The organism is Deinococcus koreensis, assembly GCF_002901445.1.
Lineage (GTDB): Bacteria > Deinococcota > Deinococci > Deinococcales > Deinococcaceae > Deinococcus > Deinococcus koreensis.
In genome coordinates this window covers 290,751-307,328 of sequence record NZ_PPPD01000001.1, presented here as the reverse complement: position 1 = coordinate 307,328, position 16,578 = coordinate 290,751, and the positions used below count along the sequence as shown (strand labels likewise).

Genomic DNA, 16,578 nt, shown 5'->3' with positions numbered 1-16,578 from the left:
AGGCACCGGTCGACCCTGCGCCTCTGTGCTTGGGCTCAGTGCCGCACGATCCGGGCCTCGTTGGGCCGCAGGGGGTCGTGGGCGCCGGGCTGGTCGTTCAGGCTGCTCAGCAGGGTCTGGCCGCCGCGCAACGCCGCCAGTTCAGGCGCGTCCAGATCGTGCGTTCCAGCCCCGAAGTTCAGCAGGATGCTCAGGGTCTCGCCGCCGACCTCCCGGCGGAAGGCGAACACCTCGGCCGAACTGGTCTCCAGGCTGCGGTAGCCCCCCGCGACCAGGGCCGGATGCTCGCGCCTCAGGCGGCTCAGGGCGCGGAAGTAGTTCAGGTCGCTCTGCGGATCGGTGTCCTGCGCCTGCACGTTCAGGGCAGCATAGTTCTCGTCCACCGGCAGCCAGGGCGTGACCCCCGGCGGGGTGAAGCCGGCATTGGGCGAGGCGTCCCAGTGCATCGGCGTGCGCTCGGGGTCGCGGCTGGCGGCGGGCACGTCGGGCTGCTGGAGGCCCGCCGGGTCGACCATGCGCTCCGGGGGGATCGGCACGTTCTGCAGGCCGATCTCGTCGCCGTAGTACACGGTGGGCGTGCCGCGCAGGGTCAGCAGCAAGGTCTGGGCCACGCAGTACTGCGCGGCGCCCACGCGCGATTTGAAGCGGTGCTGGTCGTGGTTGCCCAGCACCCAGTTGGGCCAGGAGCCGTTCGCCCGGCAGGCCGCGTCGTACTCGTCGGCGAAGGCCCGCACGACCCCGGCCTGCCAGGGCAGCAGGATCAGGTGGAAGTTGAAGGGCAGGTGCACCATCGGCGCCTCCGGCGTGCCGGCGTAGGGGAGCAGCTTCTCCAGCGGCAGGTAGATCTCGCCCACCATCATGCAGTCGTCGAACTCGTCCAGCACGGCGCGCAGCTCGCGGACATAGGCGTGGGTCTCGGGCTGATCCTGGGTGTAGACGTGTTCCAGCCGGGCGTGTTCCACCGTGCCCGGCGTCCAGGCGGGGTTCACGGGCTCGTCGAGAAAGCGCTCGTCCTCGGCCAGCAGCCAGATCACGTCCACCCGGAAGCCGTCCACGCCCCGGCGCATCCAGAAACGCAGCACCTCCGCCATCGCGGCGCGCACGGCCGGGTTCCGCCAGTTCAGATCCGGCTGGCTGGGTAGGAACTGGTGCAGGTAGTACTGCCCGCTGGCCGGGTCGAGCGTCCAGGCCGGGCCGCCGAAGAAGGAGATCCAGTTGTTGGGCGGCCCGCCACCGGGCGCCCCATCACGCCACACGTACCAGTCGCGTCTCGCGCTGTGTGATCCCTGCAGCGCCTCCTGAAACCACTCGTGGTCGCTGGAAGTGTGGTTGGGCACGTAGTCCAGCATCACCTTCAGGCCCAGCCGGTGCGCCTCCTGCACCAGCGCGTCGAAATCCGCGAGCGTGCCGAACAACGGGTCGATGTCGCAGTAGTCGGCCACGTCGTAGCCGAAGTCCCGCATGGGGCTGGTGAAGATGGGGGAGAGCCAGACCGCTCCCACCCCCAGGCTGGCCACGTAGGGCAGGCGGGCGGTGATGCCGCGCAGGTCGCCCACGCCGTCGTCGCCACTGTCCTGAAAGGAGCGGGGATAGATCTGGTAGATGATCCCGCTCTGCCACCACTTGAGTTCGCCTGCCAGGGATGCCCGCTGCGTCATGGCGGCAGCCTAGCAGGAATGGGGCCGGAACTGAATCGATTCAGACCAGACGGGGTCGGGCGGCCCGGGCGAGCCGCTGGAGTCCGGGGCCTTGCTCAGTTGGCCGGCGTGTCCGAGCCCAGCCGGATCGTCACGTCGGCGCCCGGAATCCCCGGCGCCGCGCTGACCTGACCATGGCCCACGTCCTGCCGCACCCGCCCGGCCAGCGAGCCCGAGACCGTGGTGGGGGCCGGGCCGCGCGGCTCGCTGGCGATGGTCACGCTGCGGTAGCCCAGGGCGCTCAGGCGGGTCTGCAGGCGCCGAGCGCTGCCGTCCGGGGCGTCCAGGTTCACGACGGCCACGCGCAGGCTGTGGGGATCGTTGGGATCGCGGAAGTCCTTCGCCACCAGGGCGCCTAGGGCCGCCCGATCCGGCACCCAGGTGCCGCCACCCCCGAAGGTGCCGGGCACCGTGTGCATGGTGAGCTTCGGGCCGCGCAGCGCCGCGCCCAGCATGGCGCCCACCGTGTCGCGGCCGAGGTTCGACTTCATGTTGCGGTCGACCGCGCTGACCATCATGGGCAGTCTCCAGACATTCAGCGGATTCCTGACCTGCCCGATCAGGGCGCCCAGGAAGAGCTGCTGGCGGGCCACGCGCCCGATATCGCCCAGGTTGTCCTTGCGAAAGCGCAGGAAGCCCTCGGCCCGCACGCCGTCCAGGTGCTGGCGGCCCGGCTGCAGGTCGATGTGCAGCTTGCCAGCGTTGTCGTCGTACTTCAGGCGCTGGGGCACGGTCAGGGTCACGCCGCCGGCCGCGTCGGTCAGGGCGCGCACGGCGTACAACGAGAGCAGCGCGTAGGCGTCCACCTTCACGCCGGTCAGGCTCTGCACGGCCGAGACCAGCATGTCGGGGCCGCCGTGGCGGTTCGCGCCGTTGATCTTGCCCCAGCCCCAGCCCGGAATGTTCAGCCAGGTGTCGCGCGGGATGCTCATCAGGTTGGCGCGGCCGTCCGGCTGGATCTGCGCCAGCACGATGGTGTCGGTGATGTAGTTGAAGGCCTCGGGCTTGGCCGGATAGGGCCAGACGGGCGCGTTCTCGTCGTATTCGGGGGTCACGCCGGCCAGCAGCACGGTCACCGGGCGATCCGGGGTGCGGGGAAGGGCGCCGTAGCGGCTTAGGAAGGGAACGGCCGGAGAGAGGACAGCGACCAGCCCGGCCAGCAGCACCGCCACGATGACAAGAAAACGCACGCTGTGAGCATACCGGGCAATCCGCGCCCCGTCATGATCCCTTCGGATGAGGGGGGCAGTCCTGCCGGGCAGGGCGCTCAGCCGCAGCGGAAGGGGATGGGCAGCGGCCCGCAACAGCACACGCCCCGCACCCGCGGGCCGCCTGGGGCCGACCCGAACGCCAGGGGCGAGCCCCCTCCCGGTGCGGCGAACCGCGCCTGCTCCCACAGCGTGCGGTGGGCGGCGCGGCAGGCCCGGAACTGGTCGGCCACCGCCCGGCGCCCCCCGACCAGCCCCTGCTGCCGGACGATCCGCGCCACCTGCGCCGAGCAGCTCGGGCCGCCGTGAAGCGCGGCGTGCGCGCAGCGAAATCCCTTGTGAGGCGACAGGGATCGCTGATAGCGGCCGATGGCCCTCACGACCAACGCATCGAATCGGTTCATGCCCCAGCCTACGGGCGCGGTTCCTGAGCCGCCATTCTCCGATCCTTCAGCCCCGTCCATGCGGCCGCGGGTCAGATGAATACCGATGGCCCTCCGTGCCGGGCGCGTCGTCCTGCCTGCGGAAGTGGGTGCCGACGAACGCGGCAGGCTGGAGCCTCTGCCCCAGCCTGCCGCACCTCACGAACGCTTTTGCAAGAGGCTCAGTTCAGCTTGATCCTGCTGGCCACCACGTCCTGGCCCGTCATCGTCCCCTGGATCTCGACGTTGGCGCTGTCGCGGCCGCTACCGAAGAAGTCCTGGGCGTTGGTCGCGCTGCCCTCGAAGGTCGTGGCGTCTTCCACGCTCACGTTGTACTTCTGGCCGTTGGCGTCCAGCGTGAAGGTGCGGGCGCTGCTGTCAAAGTTGCTCACCGAGCCGGTCATGGTCTGGCCAGCCCCCATGTCCATGCCGCCCGTGGTGGAGTCGCTCCCGGTGGTCGAGGAGGTGCTGCCTGCGGCTCCCGTGGTGCCCGAAGCGCTGCCCGAGGTGCCGCTGGTGTCCGTGCCAGTGCCCGCCGTCCCGGTGCCCGTCGTGCCAGTATCCGTCGAACTGGTGCCAGCCGTCCCCGTGGCGGTCGAGTCGGTGCCCGTCGAACCCGTGCCCATCGAGTCCGTACTCGTCGAATCTGTGCCCGTCGAATCTGTGCCCGTCGAGCTGGTGCCCGTGGTATCGGTGCCCGTCGTGTCCGTGCTGCTGGAGTCCGTACCGCTGGTGTCAGCCGTTCCCGTGGTGTCGGTCGACGTGCTGCCCGTGGTGTCCGTGCTGCCGGTCGTACCCGACGTGTCGGTGGTTCCGGTTGCGGTCGAATCGGTGGAAGTCGTGCCGGTCGTCCCACTGTTGTCGGACTTGGGGGCGCAGGAGGCGAGCAGGGCGGCGGTCAGTGCGATCAACAGGGTGTTTTTCATGCCTGTGATTGTTGTCGCTGCCCCCCCACAGCCTTGTGAGCAGACTCCAAACCCCACTTCACCCGCCCGCCGTGTGAAGGCGGGCTTAACAGGGCCATACCTTCACGTCAGCTGGAAGCCCTCTTCGTGAACGTCCACCGTGATCTGTCCACCGGTTTGTAAAGCCCCGAACAGGAGCTGGTCGGCCAGCGGGCGCTTGATCCGCTCCTCGATCACGCGGGCGAGCGGGCGCGCACCCATCGCCGGGTCGTAGCCCAGCTCGGCTAGTTTCGCCCGGGCGGCGGGGGTGACCTGCAGGGTCACGTTCTTCCCGGCCAGTTGCGCGCCCAACTCGCGAAGGAACTTGTCCACCACGCCCGCCATGACCTCGCGCGAGAGGGCGCTGAACTCGATCACGGCGTCCAGGCGGTTGCGGAACTCGGGGGTGAAGGTGCGTTTCACGGCCTCGGCGGCCTCGCCCGCGCGGCCCACCCGCGAGAAGCCCAGCGCGGGGCGGCTGGCGTCGGCGGCGCCCGCATTGGTCGTGAAGACCAGGATCAGCCCCCGCCCGTCCACCTTCTTGCCCGCGTGGTCGGTCAGGGTTCCATGATCCATGAGCTGCAGGAAGATGTTGTACACGTCCGGGTGCGCCTTCTCGATCTCGTCGAGCAGCAGCACCGCGTGCGGGCTCTTCGCCACCGCGTCGGTCAGCAGGCCGCCCTGGTCGAAGCCCACATAGCCAGGGGGCGCCCCGATCAGCCGGGCGACCGTGTGCGGCTCCTGATACTCGCTCATGTCGAAGCGGGTGAGCGCGATGCCCAGGCGGTCGGCCAGCGCGCGGGCCAGTTCGGTCTTGCCAACGCCCGTGGGGCCGGCGAAGAGGAACATGCCCTGGGGCTTCTGGGGATCGCGCAGCCCCGCGCGGGCCAGTTTCACGGCGCTCGCCACCGCGTCCACCGCCACGTCCTGCCCGAAGACCCGCGCCCGCAGGTCGGCCTCCAGCGTCGCCAGGGACGTGACTTCCTCGGCCTTCACGGCGCCCACCGGCACGCGGGCCATGCGGGCCACGGTGGCCTCGATGTCGGGCACGGCGATCTCTCCCTTCTTGCCGGCCGAACTGCGAGCCGCGCCCGCTTCGTCCAGCACGTCGATGGCCTTGTCCGGCAGGAAGCGGTCGCGCAGGTAGCGCGCCGACAGGCTGACCGCCGCCTCCAGCGCCGCGTCCGTGTACGTGACGCCGTGGTGACTGGCGTAATGCCCCGCCAGCCCGCGCAGGATCGCCAGAGCGTCCTCCTCCGAGGGCTCGGGCACCTCGACCGTCTGGAAGCGGCGCCACAGGGCGCGGTCTTTTTCCAGATGGCGCAGCTCGGCCGGGGTCGTGGCTCCCAGTACCCGCAGTTTTCCCCGGGCCAGCGCCGGCTTGAGCAGGTTCGCGGCGTCCACCGAGCCGCCCTCGGTGGCCCCGGCGCCGACCAGGGTATGCAGCTCGTCGATGAACAGCACGGCGTTCTGTCCGTCCAGCTCGGCCAGCACGCCCCTCAGGCGCTGCTCGAAGTCGCCCCGGAAGCGGGTGCCCGCCAGCAGCGCCCCCAGGTCGAGGGCGTAGACGCTCGCGCCCTTCAGGAATCCCGGCGCCCGGCCGTCGGCCACGCGCTGGGCCAGCCCCTCGGCCAGGGCGGTCTTGCCCACGCCGGGCTCGCCCACCAGCACGGGGTTGTTCTTGCCGCGCCGCGCCAGGATGTGCACCGTGCGCTCCAGCTCGGTCTCGCGGCCGATCACCGGGTCGAAGGCCCCGGCGCGGGCCTGGGCGGTCAGGTCGGTGGTATACGCCTCCAGCGGGCTGGGTTCCGGCGCCGCGTTCTCGTCGGGCGCCGGGCCATCCACGCCCGCCACGCGCCGTTCCCGGCTGCGGCTGTCCACCTTCGCCACGCCATGCGACACGTAATTCAGCACGTCCAGCCGGGTCACCCCCTGCGCTTCCAGAGCGGCGCGGGCGGCGCTGTCGTCTTCCTCCAGCAGTTCCACCAGCACCCGGGCGCCGTCGGCCTGCTGGCTGCCCTTGCCGCTGGCGTGCAGCTGCAGCACCGCGCCCTGCACGACCCGGTGGACGCCCAGGGTGAAGTCTGGTTCGGCGTCCTCCACGACCTCCAGCACGTCCAGTTCGGCCTCCAGCAGTTCGCGTAACCTCTCGACGTTCACCCCCAGCGCCAGCAGCGCCTCGCGCGCTTCGGGGTCGTGGGTCAGGGCCAGCAGCAGGTGCTCCTGGGTCACGTATTCGTGGCCGGCCTCGCGGGCGTAGTCCGCCGCCCGGCCGATGGTGATCTGAAGGTGTTCGCCGATCATGTCTGGGACTCCCTGGAGAGGCGTGGTGGGGGGCTGGCCTGGAGCGTCATTCGCCCGGCTCCGGCTGCGCCACCACCATCAGAGGATGGCCCTCGCTGCGGGCGTGCGCCGTGACCTGCGCGACCTTGGTCTCGGCCACGTCGCGCGGGTAGATGCCGGCCACGCCCTGGCCCTTGTGGTGCACGGCCAGCATGATCATGTGCGCCGCCTGCTCCGACTTGCGGAAATAGCGCGCGAGCACCATGACCACGAAGTCCATGGGGGTGTAGTCGTCGTTGAGCAGAAGCACCCGGAAGAGGCGTGGCCGGGCGGTCGCCGTGCGTTCCAGGGTCTGGGTGCCGGTCTCGCCGCCGGGGTGGGAAGGAGTGCGGCCCGTCATGAAGCGAGTCTAGCGGGCAGGGGCAGGGCAGAAGGTGGCAGGGGGTGGGGTCAGGCGCGGGGCCGGTGCCGACTTTGCTGCTCCGTCGGTGCCCTGCAGCGCCGGTCGCCAGACTCCGAACAAGGCGTTGGCGTCGCGGCTCAACAGGCTTCTGACCTCACCGGACAATGACCTGGGCAGTCCTCAGGCTGGTGCGACACGGGCCTGTGCGTGTCGCCACTGCTCCACATGCCGTCTTCACCCATTACGTCAACTGGCCTATCTGAGAGCAGCCGATCCGCCCCTGGCGTACCCTGGGAGCACCATGACCACCTCCCTCCCGGACGCCGCCGTCCACGTCCGCGACCTCAGGAAGCAGTACGCCGTCCACGAGAAGGAGCCGGGCCTGCTGGGCAGCGTGAAGGCCTTCGTGAACCGCAAGACCACCTATGTGGAGGCCGTGAAAGGCGTGTCCTTCGATCTGGCCCCTGGCGAGGTCGTGGGCTTCCTGGGGCCGAACGGGGCGGGAAAGACCACCACCCTCAAGATGCTCTCGGGCCTGCTGCATCCCTCGGGGGGCACGGCCCAGGTCGGCGGCTTCGAGCCCCGGCGGCGCGAGGCAGCCTTCCTGAAACGGATCACGCTGGTAATGGGCCAGAAGCAGCAGCTGATGTGGGATCTGCCCGCGCTGGATTCCTTTCTGGTCAATCAGGCCATCTACGAGATCCCGGAGGCCGAGTATCAGGCGACCATGCGCGAGTTCACGGAGGTGCTCTCGCTGGAGGGCATCCTGAAAAAGCAGGTGCGCAAGCTCTCGCTGGGCGAGCGCATGAAGTGCGAACTGGCGGCCGCCCTGCTGCACCGCCCGCGCGTGCTCTTCCTGGACGAGCCGACCATCGGCCTGGACGTGAACATGCAGGAGGCCGTGCGCGAGTTCGTGCGCGACTACAATCGCCGCTACGGAGCGACCGTGATCCTGACCAGCCACTACATGGCCGACGTGACCGCGCTGGCCGAGCGCATCCTGGTGATCGACAAGGGCGAACTGGTCTTCGACGGCGATCTGGCGCGGCTGGCCGAGCAGGGGAGCGGCGGCAAGACCATCAAGCTGCAGTTCCGGCAGCCGGTGGGCGCCGCGCAGCTCGCGGGCTACGGGCAACTGGTCTCCAGCGACGGCCTGAGCGCCGAGCTGAACGTGCCGCGCGCCGAGGTCAGCCCGCGCGCCGCGAGACTGCTCGCCGACTTCGAGGTGGCCGACCTGACTGTGGAAGACCCGCCCATCGAGGCCGTGATGGCGGAACTGTTCGGCCGGTCTGACAGAACGGATACCGTGCCAGCGCCTGAGGCGGCCCCGGCATGACCGCCGCCTGGAACAAGGTGCGCGTGCTGTTCGGTGCCCAGTTCGCCCTGATGGCCGAGTACCGCGCCGAGGTCGTGATCTGGATGCTCTCGGGCACCCTGTCGCTGGTGATGATGCTGGTCTGGATGGCCCAGGCCGCCGCCGCGCCGGGCGGCCAGATCCGGGGGTACACCTCCGCCGATTTCGCCACCTATTTCCTCTCGACCTGGCTGGTGTCGCAACTGCTGGTCGTGTGGGTCGCCTGGGAACTGGACTTCGAGATCCGCCAGGGGCTGCTCTCGCCCAAGCTGCTGCGGCCCCTCGATCCGATGTGGCAGCACTACCTGGGCCACGTCTCCGAGCGCTTCGTGCGGTTTGTGCCCATGCTGGGGCTGGTCGCGCTGTTCGCGTGGCTGTCCGGGGCGCGCTTCACGGGCGAGTGGTGGGCCTACCCGGTCACCCTGGGCCTGTGCGTGCTGGGCTTCAGCGCCCGCTTCCTGTGGGAGTACACCATTGGCCTGCTGGCCTTCTGGACGGAGAGCAGCACCTCGTTCCAGGAGATCGTCTGGCTGGTCTACGCCGCGCTGGGCGGCATGTTCGCGCCTCTGGCCTTCTACCCGGAGTGGGTGCAGCGCATTGCCGTCTGGACGCCCTTTCCCTACATGCTGGGCCTGCCCGCGCAGCTCCTGGCCGGCAAGGCCACGCTGGCCCAGGCTGGGCAGGGCGCCCTGGTGATGCTGGGCTGGCTGGTCGTCTTCTGGTGCCTGCGCTTGCTTGTCTGGCGCTCGGGCCTGCGGAAATACGGGGCGGTGGGGGCGTGAGGGGCGGTGATGGGAGATGGTCGATGGTTGATGGAAGGAGCCCGGGTTTTCCATCAACCATCAACCATCCACAATCAACGCCGGCCAGGGGCCGGCTGTGACCCGCTACCTGCGCCTCGTCCGCATCTTCACGGGGGCGACGATCTCGGCGCAGCTGGAGTACCGGGCGAATTTCGTGGGCGCGGTGCTGGCGTCACTGGGCGAGGTCGGGGTGGCGCTGCTGGGGATCGGGGTGGTATTCGGGCAGCCGGGCACGACCACGGTGGGCGGCTGGACGTTCCGCGAGGCGCTGCTGGTCACGGGGTTTTTCATGCTCACGGAGGGCTTCATCTCGGTGTTCATCCAGCCCAACATGAGCAAGATCGCCGAGGCCATCCGCACCGGCAGTATGGATTTCACGCTGCTCAAGCCCATCGACGCGCAGTTCAACGTGTCCACGCGCCACCTGAACGTGATGCGGCTGCCGGACATCCTGATCGGGCTCGGGCTGATCGCATACGCCGCCGCCGGCCTGACCGTCACGCCCGGTGGGGTGCTGTCGGCGCTGCTGCTGTACGCCTCGGCGCTGGTCATCGTGTACTGCATCTGGCTGGGGCTGAGCACCACCGCCTTCTGGTTCGTCAAGACCCAGAACGTGACCGAGCTGTTCAACGGCGTGTTCGGCGCGGCGCGCTTCCCGGCCACCGCCTTTCCGGTGCCCGTGCGCTTCGTGCTCACCTTCGTGGTGCCCGTGGCCTTCGTGACCACCGTGCCCGCCCAGGCCATGACCGGGCGCCTGACGCCCACGCTGGCGCTGGCCTCGCCGCTGGTCGCGGCCGCGCTGTTCGCCCTGACCCGCTGGTTCTGGCGCCGGGCGGTCGCCAGCTACACCAGCGCCAGCAGCTGAAGGCATGGACTGGACGATCCTGGGCCAGCCGAGGCCGCGCTCCGTCCACCTGACCCCCACCGCCCGTGCCCGGCTTTCCCACCTCGCCGAACTGCGCGACGTCTCCAGCCCCGCCGAGGCTGCCCGCGCCTCGGCCGAGTTTTCCGGGGAACCGGGCTTCGCCGCCGACCTGCTGGCCGTGCGCCCCTGGCTCAGCCCCGCCACCCCGAAGCGCGAGGTACTGGGCGCCCTGCTGGACTCCGAGTGGACGGGCTTCCTGGCCCTGCTGGGCGAGTACGGCCCCTGGGTCTACGTGAGCACCGTACGCGACCTGCAGACCCTCTCGGCGCGGTATGGAGAACTGATCACAGCCGCGTCGGGGGCCGATGAAGAAGCGGTCTGGAACGCCTCTCAGGGGACGGTGTTCCCCTCGCTCCTGGCCCGCCTGGAGGCCACCGACTACCGGCGTCCGGGGCAGGGTGGAGGAGATCTGGCCGCGCTGGAAGCCGCCTTCTGGGCCGAGGCGGCAGCGCAGGCGCGGGGGCGGTACGAGGGGCGCCGGCGGAACCGTTAGAGCCTGAGTGGGGAATGTACGCACACGCTGTCTGAAGTGATGAATTGCCGGGGTACCCTCAGCGTTGCGTGAAGCCGGGGCCGGCGCCGACCTGACGGTGGGGGGTTAGATTCGGCCCATGACCGCTGCCACCCCCCTCCTGTTCCAGCCCCTGAAACTGCAGGGCCTCACCCTGCCCAACCGGGTGGTGGTCTCGCCCATGTGCATGTACTCCTCGCAGAGCGGTCTGGCGAACGAATTCCATCTGGTGCACCTGGGGCAGTTCGCGCTGGCTGGCGCGGGCCTGATCTTCACCGAGGCCGCCGCCGTGTCGCCCGAGGGCCGCATCAGCCCCGAGGATCTGGGGCTCTGGGACGACGCCCAGCTCGTGCCGCTGGGCCGCATCAACGACTTCATCCACGCCCAGGGCGGTCGCATCGGGGTTCAGCTGGCGCACGCCGGGCGCAAGGCCAGCACCTTCGCCCCCTGGCGTGGGCAGGGCGCCGTGCCCCCCGAGCAGGGCGGCTGGCAGGTCATCGGCCCGGACGCCAGCGCCTACAGCGCCACGTTTCCCGTTCCCCAGGCCATGAGCCTGGAAGAGATCGCCCGGGTCGCGCAGGCCTTCGTGGCCGCCACCCGCCGCGCCGAGATCGCCGGGTTCGACGCCGTGGAAGTACATGCCGCCCACGGCTACCTTCTCCACCAGTTCCTCTCGCCGCTGGCCAACAGCCGCAGCGACGAGTACGGCGGCTCCTTCGAGAACCGTGTGCGCCTGCTGCTGGAGGTCGTGCGGGCGGTGCGCCGGGTCTGGCCGCTGCACAAACCGCTCTTCGTGCGCCTGAGCGCCACGGACTGGGCGCCCGGCGGCTGGGACGAGCAGCAGACCGTGGCCCTGGCGGGGCTGCTGGACAAGGAGGGCGTGGACGTGCTGGACATCAGCTCCGGTGGGCTCACTCCGGCCCAGCGGATCACGCCGGGGCCGGCCTATCAGGCGGGCTTCGCCGCGCAGGTCAAGCGGGCCGTGCCGGCGCTGGGCGTCATGACGGTGGGCATGATCGACACGCCGGAGCGGGCCGAGGGCCTGCTGCAGAACGGCGACGCCGACCTGATCGCGCTGGCCCGCCCTTTCCTGGGCGATCCCCACTGGGCGCAGGCGGCGGCCGTGAAGCTGGGCGTCAAGCTCGACGTCGCGGCGCAGTACCAGCGGGGCACACGGGTGGTCTGAGGGGGCTGGGTCGATTCCTGTGCGCTTTGCGTCCCCCTGCCCTTGAGCGGTGGTGTGGACAGGGTGGTCAAACGGTCGTCCGAGACTCCCCAGCCCATCGGCTGGGAGCCCCTGCCTGCTGATCCTCCTCCGCGTGTCCCGATCCTCCCGCCAGGGGAAAAACTTAAAGACACTGAGCCCGGCGCGTCCGGATCAACGCCATCGAAAAACTGTCCAAGCCATCGTACAGACGAGTGAGGTGGGGCGAGCCACTCTACGGGCAGGCTGTCTCACCTCTGCCGTTCAGGTGTAGTCCGGCAGTTCGTCGGTGAATTCGCCGTCGAGCAGGTGCAGCACCCGGTCGGCGAAGGCGGCCAGCCGCTCGTCGTGGGTGACCAGCAGCACCCCGGCGCCGTGCTCGCGCGCCAGGCTGACCAGCAGTTCGGCCACGAGTCGGGCGTTGGCGCGGTCGAGGCTGCCGGTGGGTTCGTCGGCCAGCACCACGGCGGGCCCGGCGGCCAGGGCGCGGGCCACCGCCACCCGCTGGCGCTCGCCGCCGCTCAGAACCCCCGGGAAATCCCGATCGCGCCCGGCCAGCCCGACTCGCTCCAGCAGCGCGCGGGCCCGGCCGGCATCGGGCTGGCCTGCCAGGCGGCTGGGGATCATCACGTTGTCCAGCACGTTCAGATCCTCCAGCAGGTAGTGGTGCTGGAAGACCAGGCCCACGCGCCCGGCCCGCCGACTGGCGCGCACCTGGGTATCCAGCGTGTCGACCCGCTCGCCGGCCCACCAGACCTCGCCGCCCTGCGGGGTATCGAGACCGCCCAGCAGGTGCAACAGCGTGCTCTTGCCGCTGCCCGACGGCCCGGTCACCGCGACCACCTCGCCGGGGCGCACCTCCAGCGACACGCCGCGCAGGACGCTCAGCTCGGCGAAGGAATGCTGGATATCCACGGCCTTCAGGGCCGGTTCGGGAACACTCACGCGGGGCATCTTAGCCCGCGGCCCCTCTGGGGATGCCCAATCTCTGAGGAGGCACAGTCTCTGGGGATGCCCAGTCACGCAGGGTCGGGAACTGGCCCGGTCTCCCATCCCTGCCCGTGTCCGTCGTCCGGTGACGCTCCCCGGGCCAAGCGCCCACCCGGGAACGCTAGGATGAGCCTCTGATGACCCGGTTGGAGGCCCTGAAACGCAATCCGCTCTTCCAGGACGTGCCGGATCCGGCGCTGAACGAGATTTCCAGGGTCGTCACCGAGCGCCACCTCAGTCCGGGCGAGGTGCTGCTCACCCAGGACGTCCAGGGGGAGGCGCTGCACCTGCTGGTCAGCGGCGTGGTGCGGGTCAGCCGGGTCAGTCTGGGCAGCCGCGAGCGGGTCATGGGCGACGTCTACGCCCCCGGCGTGATCGGTGAGACGGCCGTGCTGTCGGTGTCCAGCGAACGCAGCGCCACGGTGGTGGCGATTACCCCGGTCTCTACGCTGATGCTGTACCGCACGCACTTCCAGCAACTGCTGCAGCGTTACCCGGGCATCCTCTGGAACCTCAGCCGGATGCTGGCCGAGCGGATCACCTTCCTGAACGATGAGCTGATCGCCTTCGGTCTGAACACCGAGGCCGCCCTGAGCCACGTCTTCACCAACCTGTACCGCCAGCGCGTCCAGGCGGGCGTGCCCCAGCCCGAGGTGCTGCCCCTGGGCACCCACGACATCATGCTCCGGATCTCGTCGAGCCGCGAGACGGTGTCGCGGGTGATGCGGAAGCTGGAGAAGCAGGGGCTGGTGAGCGTCCGGGGATCGAACGTGATCCTGCTCGATCCCGAAGGGCTGGAGCGGATTCCGCTGGAAGAGTCGGAAGCGGCCGAGTAGCGCTGCAGGCCCGGCCCAGGCGGATATCCTCTGGGTCATGCGACTGGTACGGATACGGCACGACGGCACTCCCCGCTGGGGCGAACTCGACGGTGAGACCGTCCACTTCACGCACGGTCTGGCGGGCGGGCGAAGCGGCGGCTCCACCCTCTTCGACCCCGGCACCCTGCTGGCCCCCGCCGAGCCCAGCAAGATCGTCTGCGTGGGCCGCAATTACCTCGACCACATCCGCGAGCTGGGCAACGACAGCGGCGAGCTGCCCACAGAGCCCGGCATCTTCCTGAAAGGCCCCAACGCGCTGGCCGAGCCCGGCGGCACGGTGATCCGCCCCGACTGGACGCAGAATTTCCATTTCGAGGGCGAGCTGGCCCTGGTGATCGGCACGTGCGCCCGCGACCTGAGCCCCGAGACGGCCCTCCAGCACGTCGCCGGCTACACCTGTGGCCTCGACCTGACCGCCCGCGACCTGCAGAAGACCGACCTGCAGTGGTTCCGGGCCAAGGCTGCCGACCGCTTCTGTCCGCTGGGCCCCTGGCTGGAGACCGACCTCGACCCGGCGGACGTGCGCGTGCAGACCCGCGTGAACGGGGCCACGAAGCAGGACAGCCGCACCAGCCACATGATCTTCGACGTGCCGGCGATCCTGAGCTATGTCAGCCGTTACGTGACCCTGGAGCCGGGAGACGTGGTGCTCACCGGCACCCCCGAGGGCGTAGGCCCTTTGCAGAGCGGCGACACCGTGGAGGTGGAGGTCGAGGGCATCGGCGTGCTGAGCACCTTCATCGGCTGAGCACCCTGATCGGCTGAGCACCCTGATCGGCTGATGAGACCGGCCCCGGAGACCATCCGGGTGCCTAGACTGCCCTCGTGCCGCGAGGCTGACCCAGTAGAGAAAGGTCGATTCCCGACTCGACTGTCCATCTCGACGTGGTCGTCCACCGAAATCCAGACCCTCTGCTTCGCCGCTCCACAAGCGCTGCTCCTCAGGGCATCCCGGACAGCCGGGAGGGGGCCGGGCCCAGCATCAGCCCAGTGCCCAGCTTCAGCCCAGCGGGGCGGGGCGCCCGAAATAGTAGCCCTGCAGGTAGTGGCAGCCGCTCTGCATCAGCGCCTGGGCCTGTTCGGGGGTCTCCACGCCCTCGGCGACCACCTCCAGTTGCAGGGCCCCGGCGAGGGCCACGATCGAGCGCACGACCTCCAGCGCGCGGGCGCCGGCCGGGGTCGGCAGGCCCACGTCGCGGGTGAAACTCTGGTTGATCTTCATGATCTGCACTGGCAAGGTGGCGATGGCCGACAGGCTGCTGTAGCCGGTGCCGAAGTCGTCGAGGGCGATCCGCAGGCCCAGGGCCCGCAGTTCGGCCAGGACGACTTCGGCACGGCGGGCATCGAGCAGCGCGCTCTCGGTGATCTCCAGCACGAGCTGATCCGGATCGACCCCGACTTCCTCCAGCACGCGCTGAACCCGCCGGGCGTACTCGGGATGCTCGAATTCCAGCGCACTGACGTTCACCGACGCGCGCTCGATGAGGCCCGAGCGCAGATCCTGTGCGGCGCGCCGCAGCACCCACAGGCCGATCATCCCGATCAGCCCCGCCGATTCCGCCAGCGGAATGAACTCGGCCGGGCTCACCAGTCCGGACGGCCGCTGCCAGCGGATGAGCGCTTCGTGGCCTACCACACGGCCGTCCTGGGCCCCGACCACCGGCTGGTAATGCAGCAGCAGTTCATCGCGGCTCACCGAATGGTGCAGAGCCGCCGTCAGCTCGACTTCCGCCGGACTGCGCCGGTCGTGCTGGGCATTGAAGAACGCGTAGCCCACGCCTGAGCGTTTGGCCCGGTACATGGCCGTGTCCGCCTGGCTCAGCAGGCTTTCGGCGTCGGCGGCGTCGTGGGGATAGAGGCTCAGGCCGGCGCTGAACTGGACGAAGACCTCCTGGCCGCGCAGCACGAAGGGGGCCACGAAGGCGTCGCGCAGGCGGTTCATGACCGCCGAAGCGTCGTGGGCCGCGCGGATGTCGCTCAGGACGATGGTGAACTCGTCGCCGCCCATGCGGGCAATCAGGTCACTGGTGCCCACCGAGGCCCGCAGCCGGGTGGCCACGAGCTGCAGCAGTTCGTCGCCGGCGGCGTGGCCCAGCGTGTCGTTGATCAGCTTGAACTGATCGAGATCGACCAGCCCCAGCACCAGCTGTTCGCTCCTGAGGTCGGCCCGCGTGAACGCCCGCGCCAGATGCTGGTGGAAATGCGTGCGGTTGGGCAGGCCGGTCAGCGAGTCGTACAGCGCGAGGTGCCGCAGTTCGCGCAGGGCGTCCCGCAGCGAGATCTCGTCCATCACCAGCGCCGCGAAGGCCTGCAGCGTCGCGGCGTCCTGGGCGCTGAAGGTCCGGGGCTCGGTGTCGATCACACAGAGGGTGCCCAGTTCGTGGCCCTCCGCCGTGACCAGCGGGGCGCCGGCATAGAAGCGGATATGCGGCTCGCCCACTACAGGATCAAGGTTTCGCACGCGGGGGTCGAGGGTCGCGTCGGGGATGACCAGCACGTCGGGCTGTCGCATGGCCAGCGAGCAGATCGCCATGTCCCGGGGTGTTTCGGTCTTCAGGCAACCGACCTTGGCCTTGAGCCACTGGCGGTTGCGGTCGATCAGCGAGACCGAGGCGATGGGCACTCCGAACTGCTGCGCGGCCAGCGTGACGATGCGGTCGAACTGCTCCTCGGGGGGGGTATCCAGCAGGCCGGAGCGGTACAGGGCAGCCAGGCGCTGCTCCTCACGCAGATCCAGCGCTAGGGCCGGGGGGAGAGAGTCGGTGGGGGCGGCGAGCGACATGGCCTGAGTCTGCCCGCCTGGACGTTCCTAAAACCTTTCAGTGATTGGGCGCCCGGTCAGCTGCCGGGAGCGTGCCAATGGCCCGGCAGACGGCGTGAGCGACCGAGCCGCCCCCCTACGGACGCCGGGCGGTGGACGACCACCGGGAGCTGTCCCGAATGTCCGTCCACCGCC

The 16,578-nt window shown here is 69.9% G+C and carries 15 protein-coding genes; 7 read left to right on the top strand and 8 right to left on the bottom strand.

Annotated elements, in window-relative coordinates; translation table 11 throughout:
* Positions 1 to 35: 35 nt before the first annotated feature.
* The 6 genes from CVO96_RS01405 to clpS form a co-directional block, all read right to left on the bottom strand.
* Entirely contained in the window at positions 36 to 1,658 is a 1,623-nt protein-coding gene (locus tag CVO96_RS01405; protein ID WP_103309500.1) for an alpha-amylase family glycosyl hydrolase, read from the bottom strand.
* Positions 1,659 to 1,753: 95 nt separating this feature from the next.
* Positions 1,754 to 2,887: an LCP family protein gene (locus CVO96_RS01400; protein WP_103309498.1), complete on the bottom strand. Its 1,134-nt coding sequence runs from the start codon at positions 2,885 to 2,887 to the stop codon at positions 1,754 to 1,756.
* Positions 2,888 to 2,964: 77 nt separating this feature from the next.
* Positions 2,965 to 3,309 carry a membrane protein insertion efficiency factor YidD gene (yidD, locus tag CVO96_RS01395; RefSeq protein WP_103309496.1) on the bottom strand — a complete coding sequence of 115 codons (345 nt, stop codon included), beginning with the start codon at positions 3,307 to 3,309 and terminating at the stop codon, positions 2,965 to 2,967.
* A 200-nt stretch (positions 3,310 to 3,509) separates the two neighbouring features.
* The gene (locus CVO96_RS01390) at positions 3,510 to 4,253 is read right to left on the bottom strand and encodes a hypothetical protein (RefSeq protein ID WP_103309494.1); all 744 of its coding nucleotides are present in this window, start codon (positions 4,251 to 4,253) and stop codon (positions 3,510 to 3,512) included.
* Positions 4,254 to 4,355: 102 nt separating this feature from the next.
* Positions 4,356 to 6,575, bottom strand: a complete 2,220-nt coding sequence (locus CVO96_RS01385) for an AAA family ATPase (protein ID WP_103309492.1) — start codon at positions 6,573 to 6,575, stop codon at positions 4,356 to 4,358.
* A gap of 46 nt (positions 6,576 to 6,621) precedes the next feature.
* A complete protein-coding gene (gene clpS, locus CVO96_RS01380; RefSeq protein ID WP_103309490.1) occupies positions 6,622 to 6,954 on the bottom strand; it encodes an ATP-dependent Clp protease adapter ClpS in 333 nt (110 codons plus the stop codon).
* 304 nt (positions 6,955 to 7,258) lie between these two features.
* Between clpS and CVO96_RS01375 the strand changes: the two genes are divergently transcribed.
* The 5 genes from CVO96_RS01375 to CVO96_RS01355 all read left to right on the top strand — a co-directional run bounded on the left by CVO96_RS01375 (position 7,259) and on the right by CVO96_RS01355 (position 11,736).
* Positions 7,259 to 8,293 carry an ABC transporter ATP-binding protein gene (locus CVO96_RS01375; RefSeq protein ID WP_103309488.1) on the top strand — a complete coding sequence of 345 codons (1,035 nt, stop codon included), beginning with the start codon at positions 7,259 to 7,261 and terminating at the stop codon, positions 8,291 to 8,293.
* Positions 8,290 to 9,093 (top strand): ABC transporter permease, encoded by an 804-nt coding sequence (locus CVO96_RS01370; protein ID WP_103309486.1) that lies wholly within the window; start codon positions 8,290 to 8,292, stop codon positions 9,091 to 9,093. Before CVO96_RS01375 ends, CVO96_RS01370 begins: the two co-directional genes overlap by 4 nt.
* 97 nt (positions 9,094 to 9,190) lie before the next feature.
* A complete protein-coding gene (locus CVO96_RS01365; protein WP_103309484.1) occupies positions 9,191 to 9,979 on the top strand; it encodes an ABC transporter permease in 789 nt (262 codons plus the stop codon).
* Between the two features lie 4 nt (positions 9,980 to 9,983).
* Positions 9,984 to 10,532 (top strand): hypothetical protein, encoded by a 549-nt coding sequence (locus CVO96_RS01360; protein ID WP_165795167.1) that lies wholly within the window; start codon positions 9,984 to 9,986, stop codon positions 10,530 to 10,532.
* Between the two features lie 118 nt (positions 10,533 to 10,650).
* A complete protein-coding gene (locus CVO96_RS01355; protein WP_103309482.1) occupies positions 10,651 to 11,736 on the top strand; it encodes an NADH:flavin oxidoreductase/NADH oxidase in 1,086 nt (361 codons plus the stop codon).
* Positions 11,737 to 12,018: 282 nt separating this feature from the next.
* On the opposite strand, the gene CVO96_RS01350 is transcribed toward CVO96_RS01355, so the two are convergent.
* Complete coding sequence (locus CVO96_RS01350; RefSeq protein WP_103309480.1) at positions 12,019 to 12,708, bottom strand: ABC transporter ATP-binding protein; 690 nt, start codon at positions 12,706 to 12,708, stop codon at positions 12,019 to 12,021.
* Positions 12,709 to 12,881: 173 nt separating this feature from the next.
* On the opposite strand from CVO96_RS01350, the gene CVO96_RS01345 reads away from it, so the two are divergent.
* The gene (locus tag CVO96_RS01345) at positions 12,882 to 13,580 is read left to right on the top strand and encodes a Crp/Fnr family transcriptional regulator (protein WP_103309478.1); all 699 of its coding nucleotides are present in this window, start codon (positions 12,882 to 12,884) and stop codon (positions 13,578 to 13,580) included.
* A gap of 37 nt (positions 13,581 to 13,617) precedes the next feature.
* Positions 13,618 to 14,370 (top strand): fumarylacetoacetate hydrolase family protein, encoded by a 753-nt coding sequence (locus CVO96_RS01340; RefSeq protein ID WP_103309476.1) that lies wholly within the window; start codon positions 13,618 to 13,620, stop codon positions 14,368 to 14,370.
* 252 nt (positions 14,371 to 14,622) lie between these two features.
* Here CVO96_RS01340 and CVO96_RS01335 read toward each other — a convergent pair whose 3' ends face one another.
* On the bottom strand, positions 14,623 to 16,404 hold the full coding sequence (locus tag CVO96_RS01335) for a putative bifunctional diguanylate cyclase/phosphodiesterase (protein ID WP_103309474.1): 1,782 nt from the start codon (positions 16,402 to 16,404) through the stop codon (positions 14,623 to 14,625).
* Between the last annotated feature and the right edge of the window lie 174 nt (positions 16,405 to 16,578).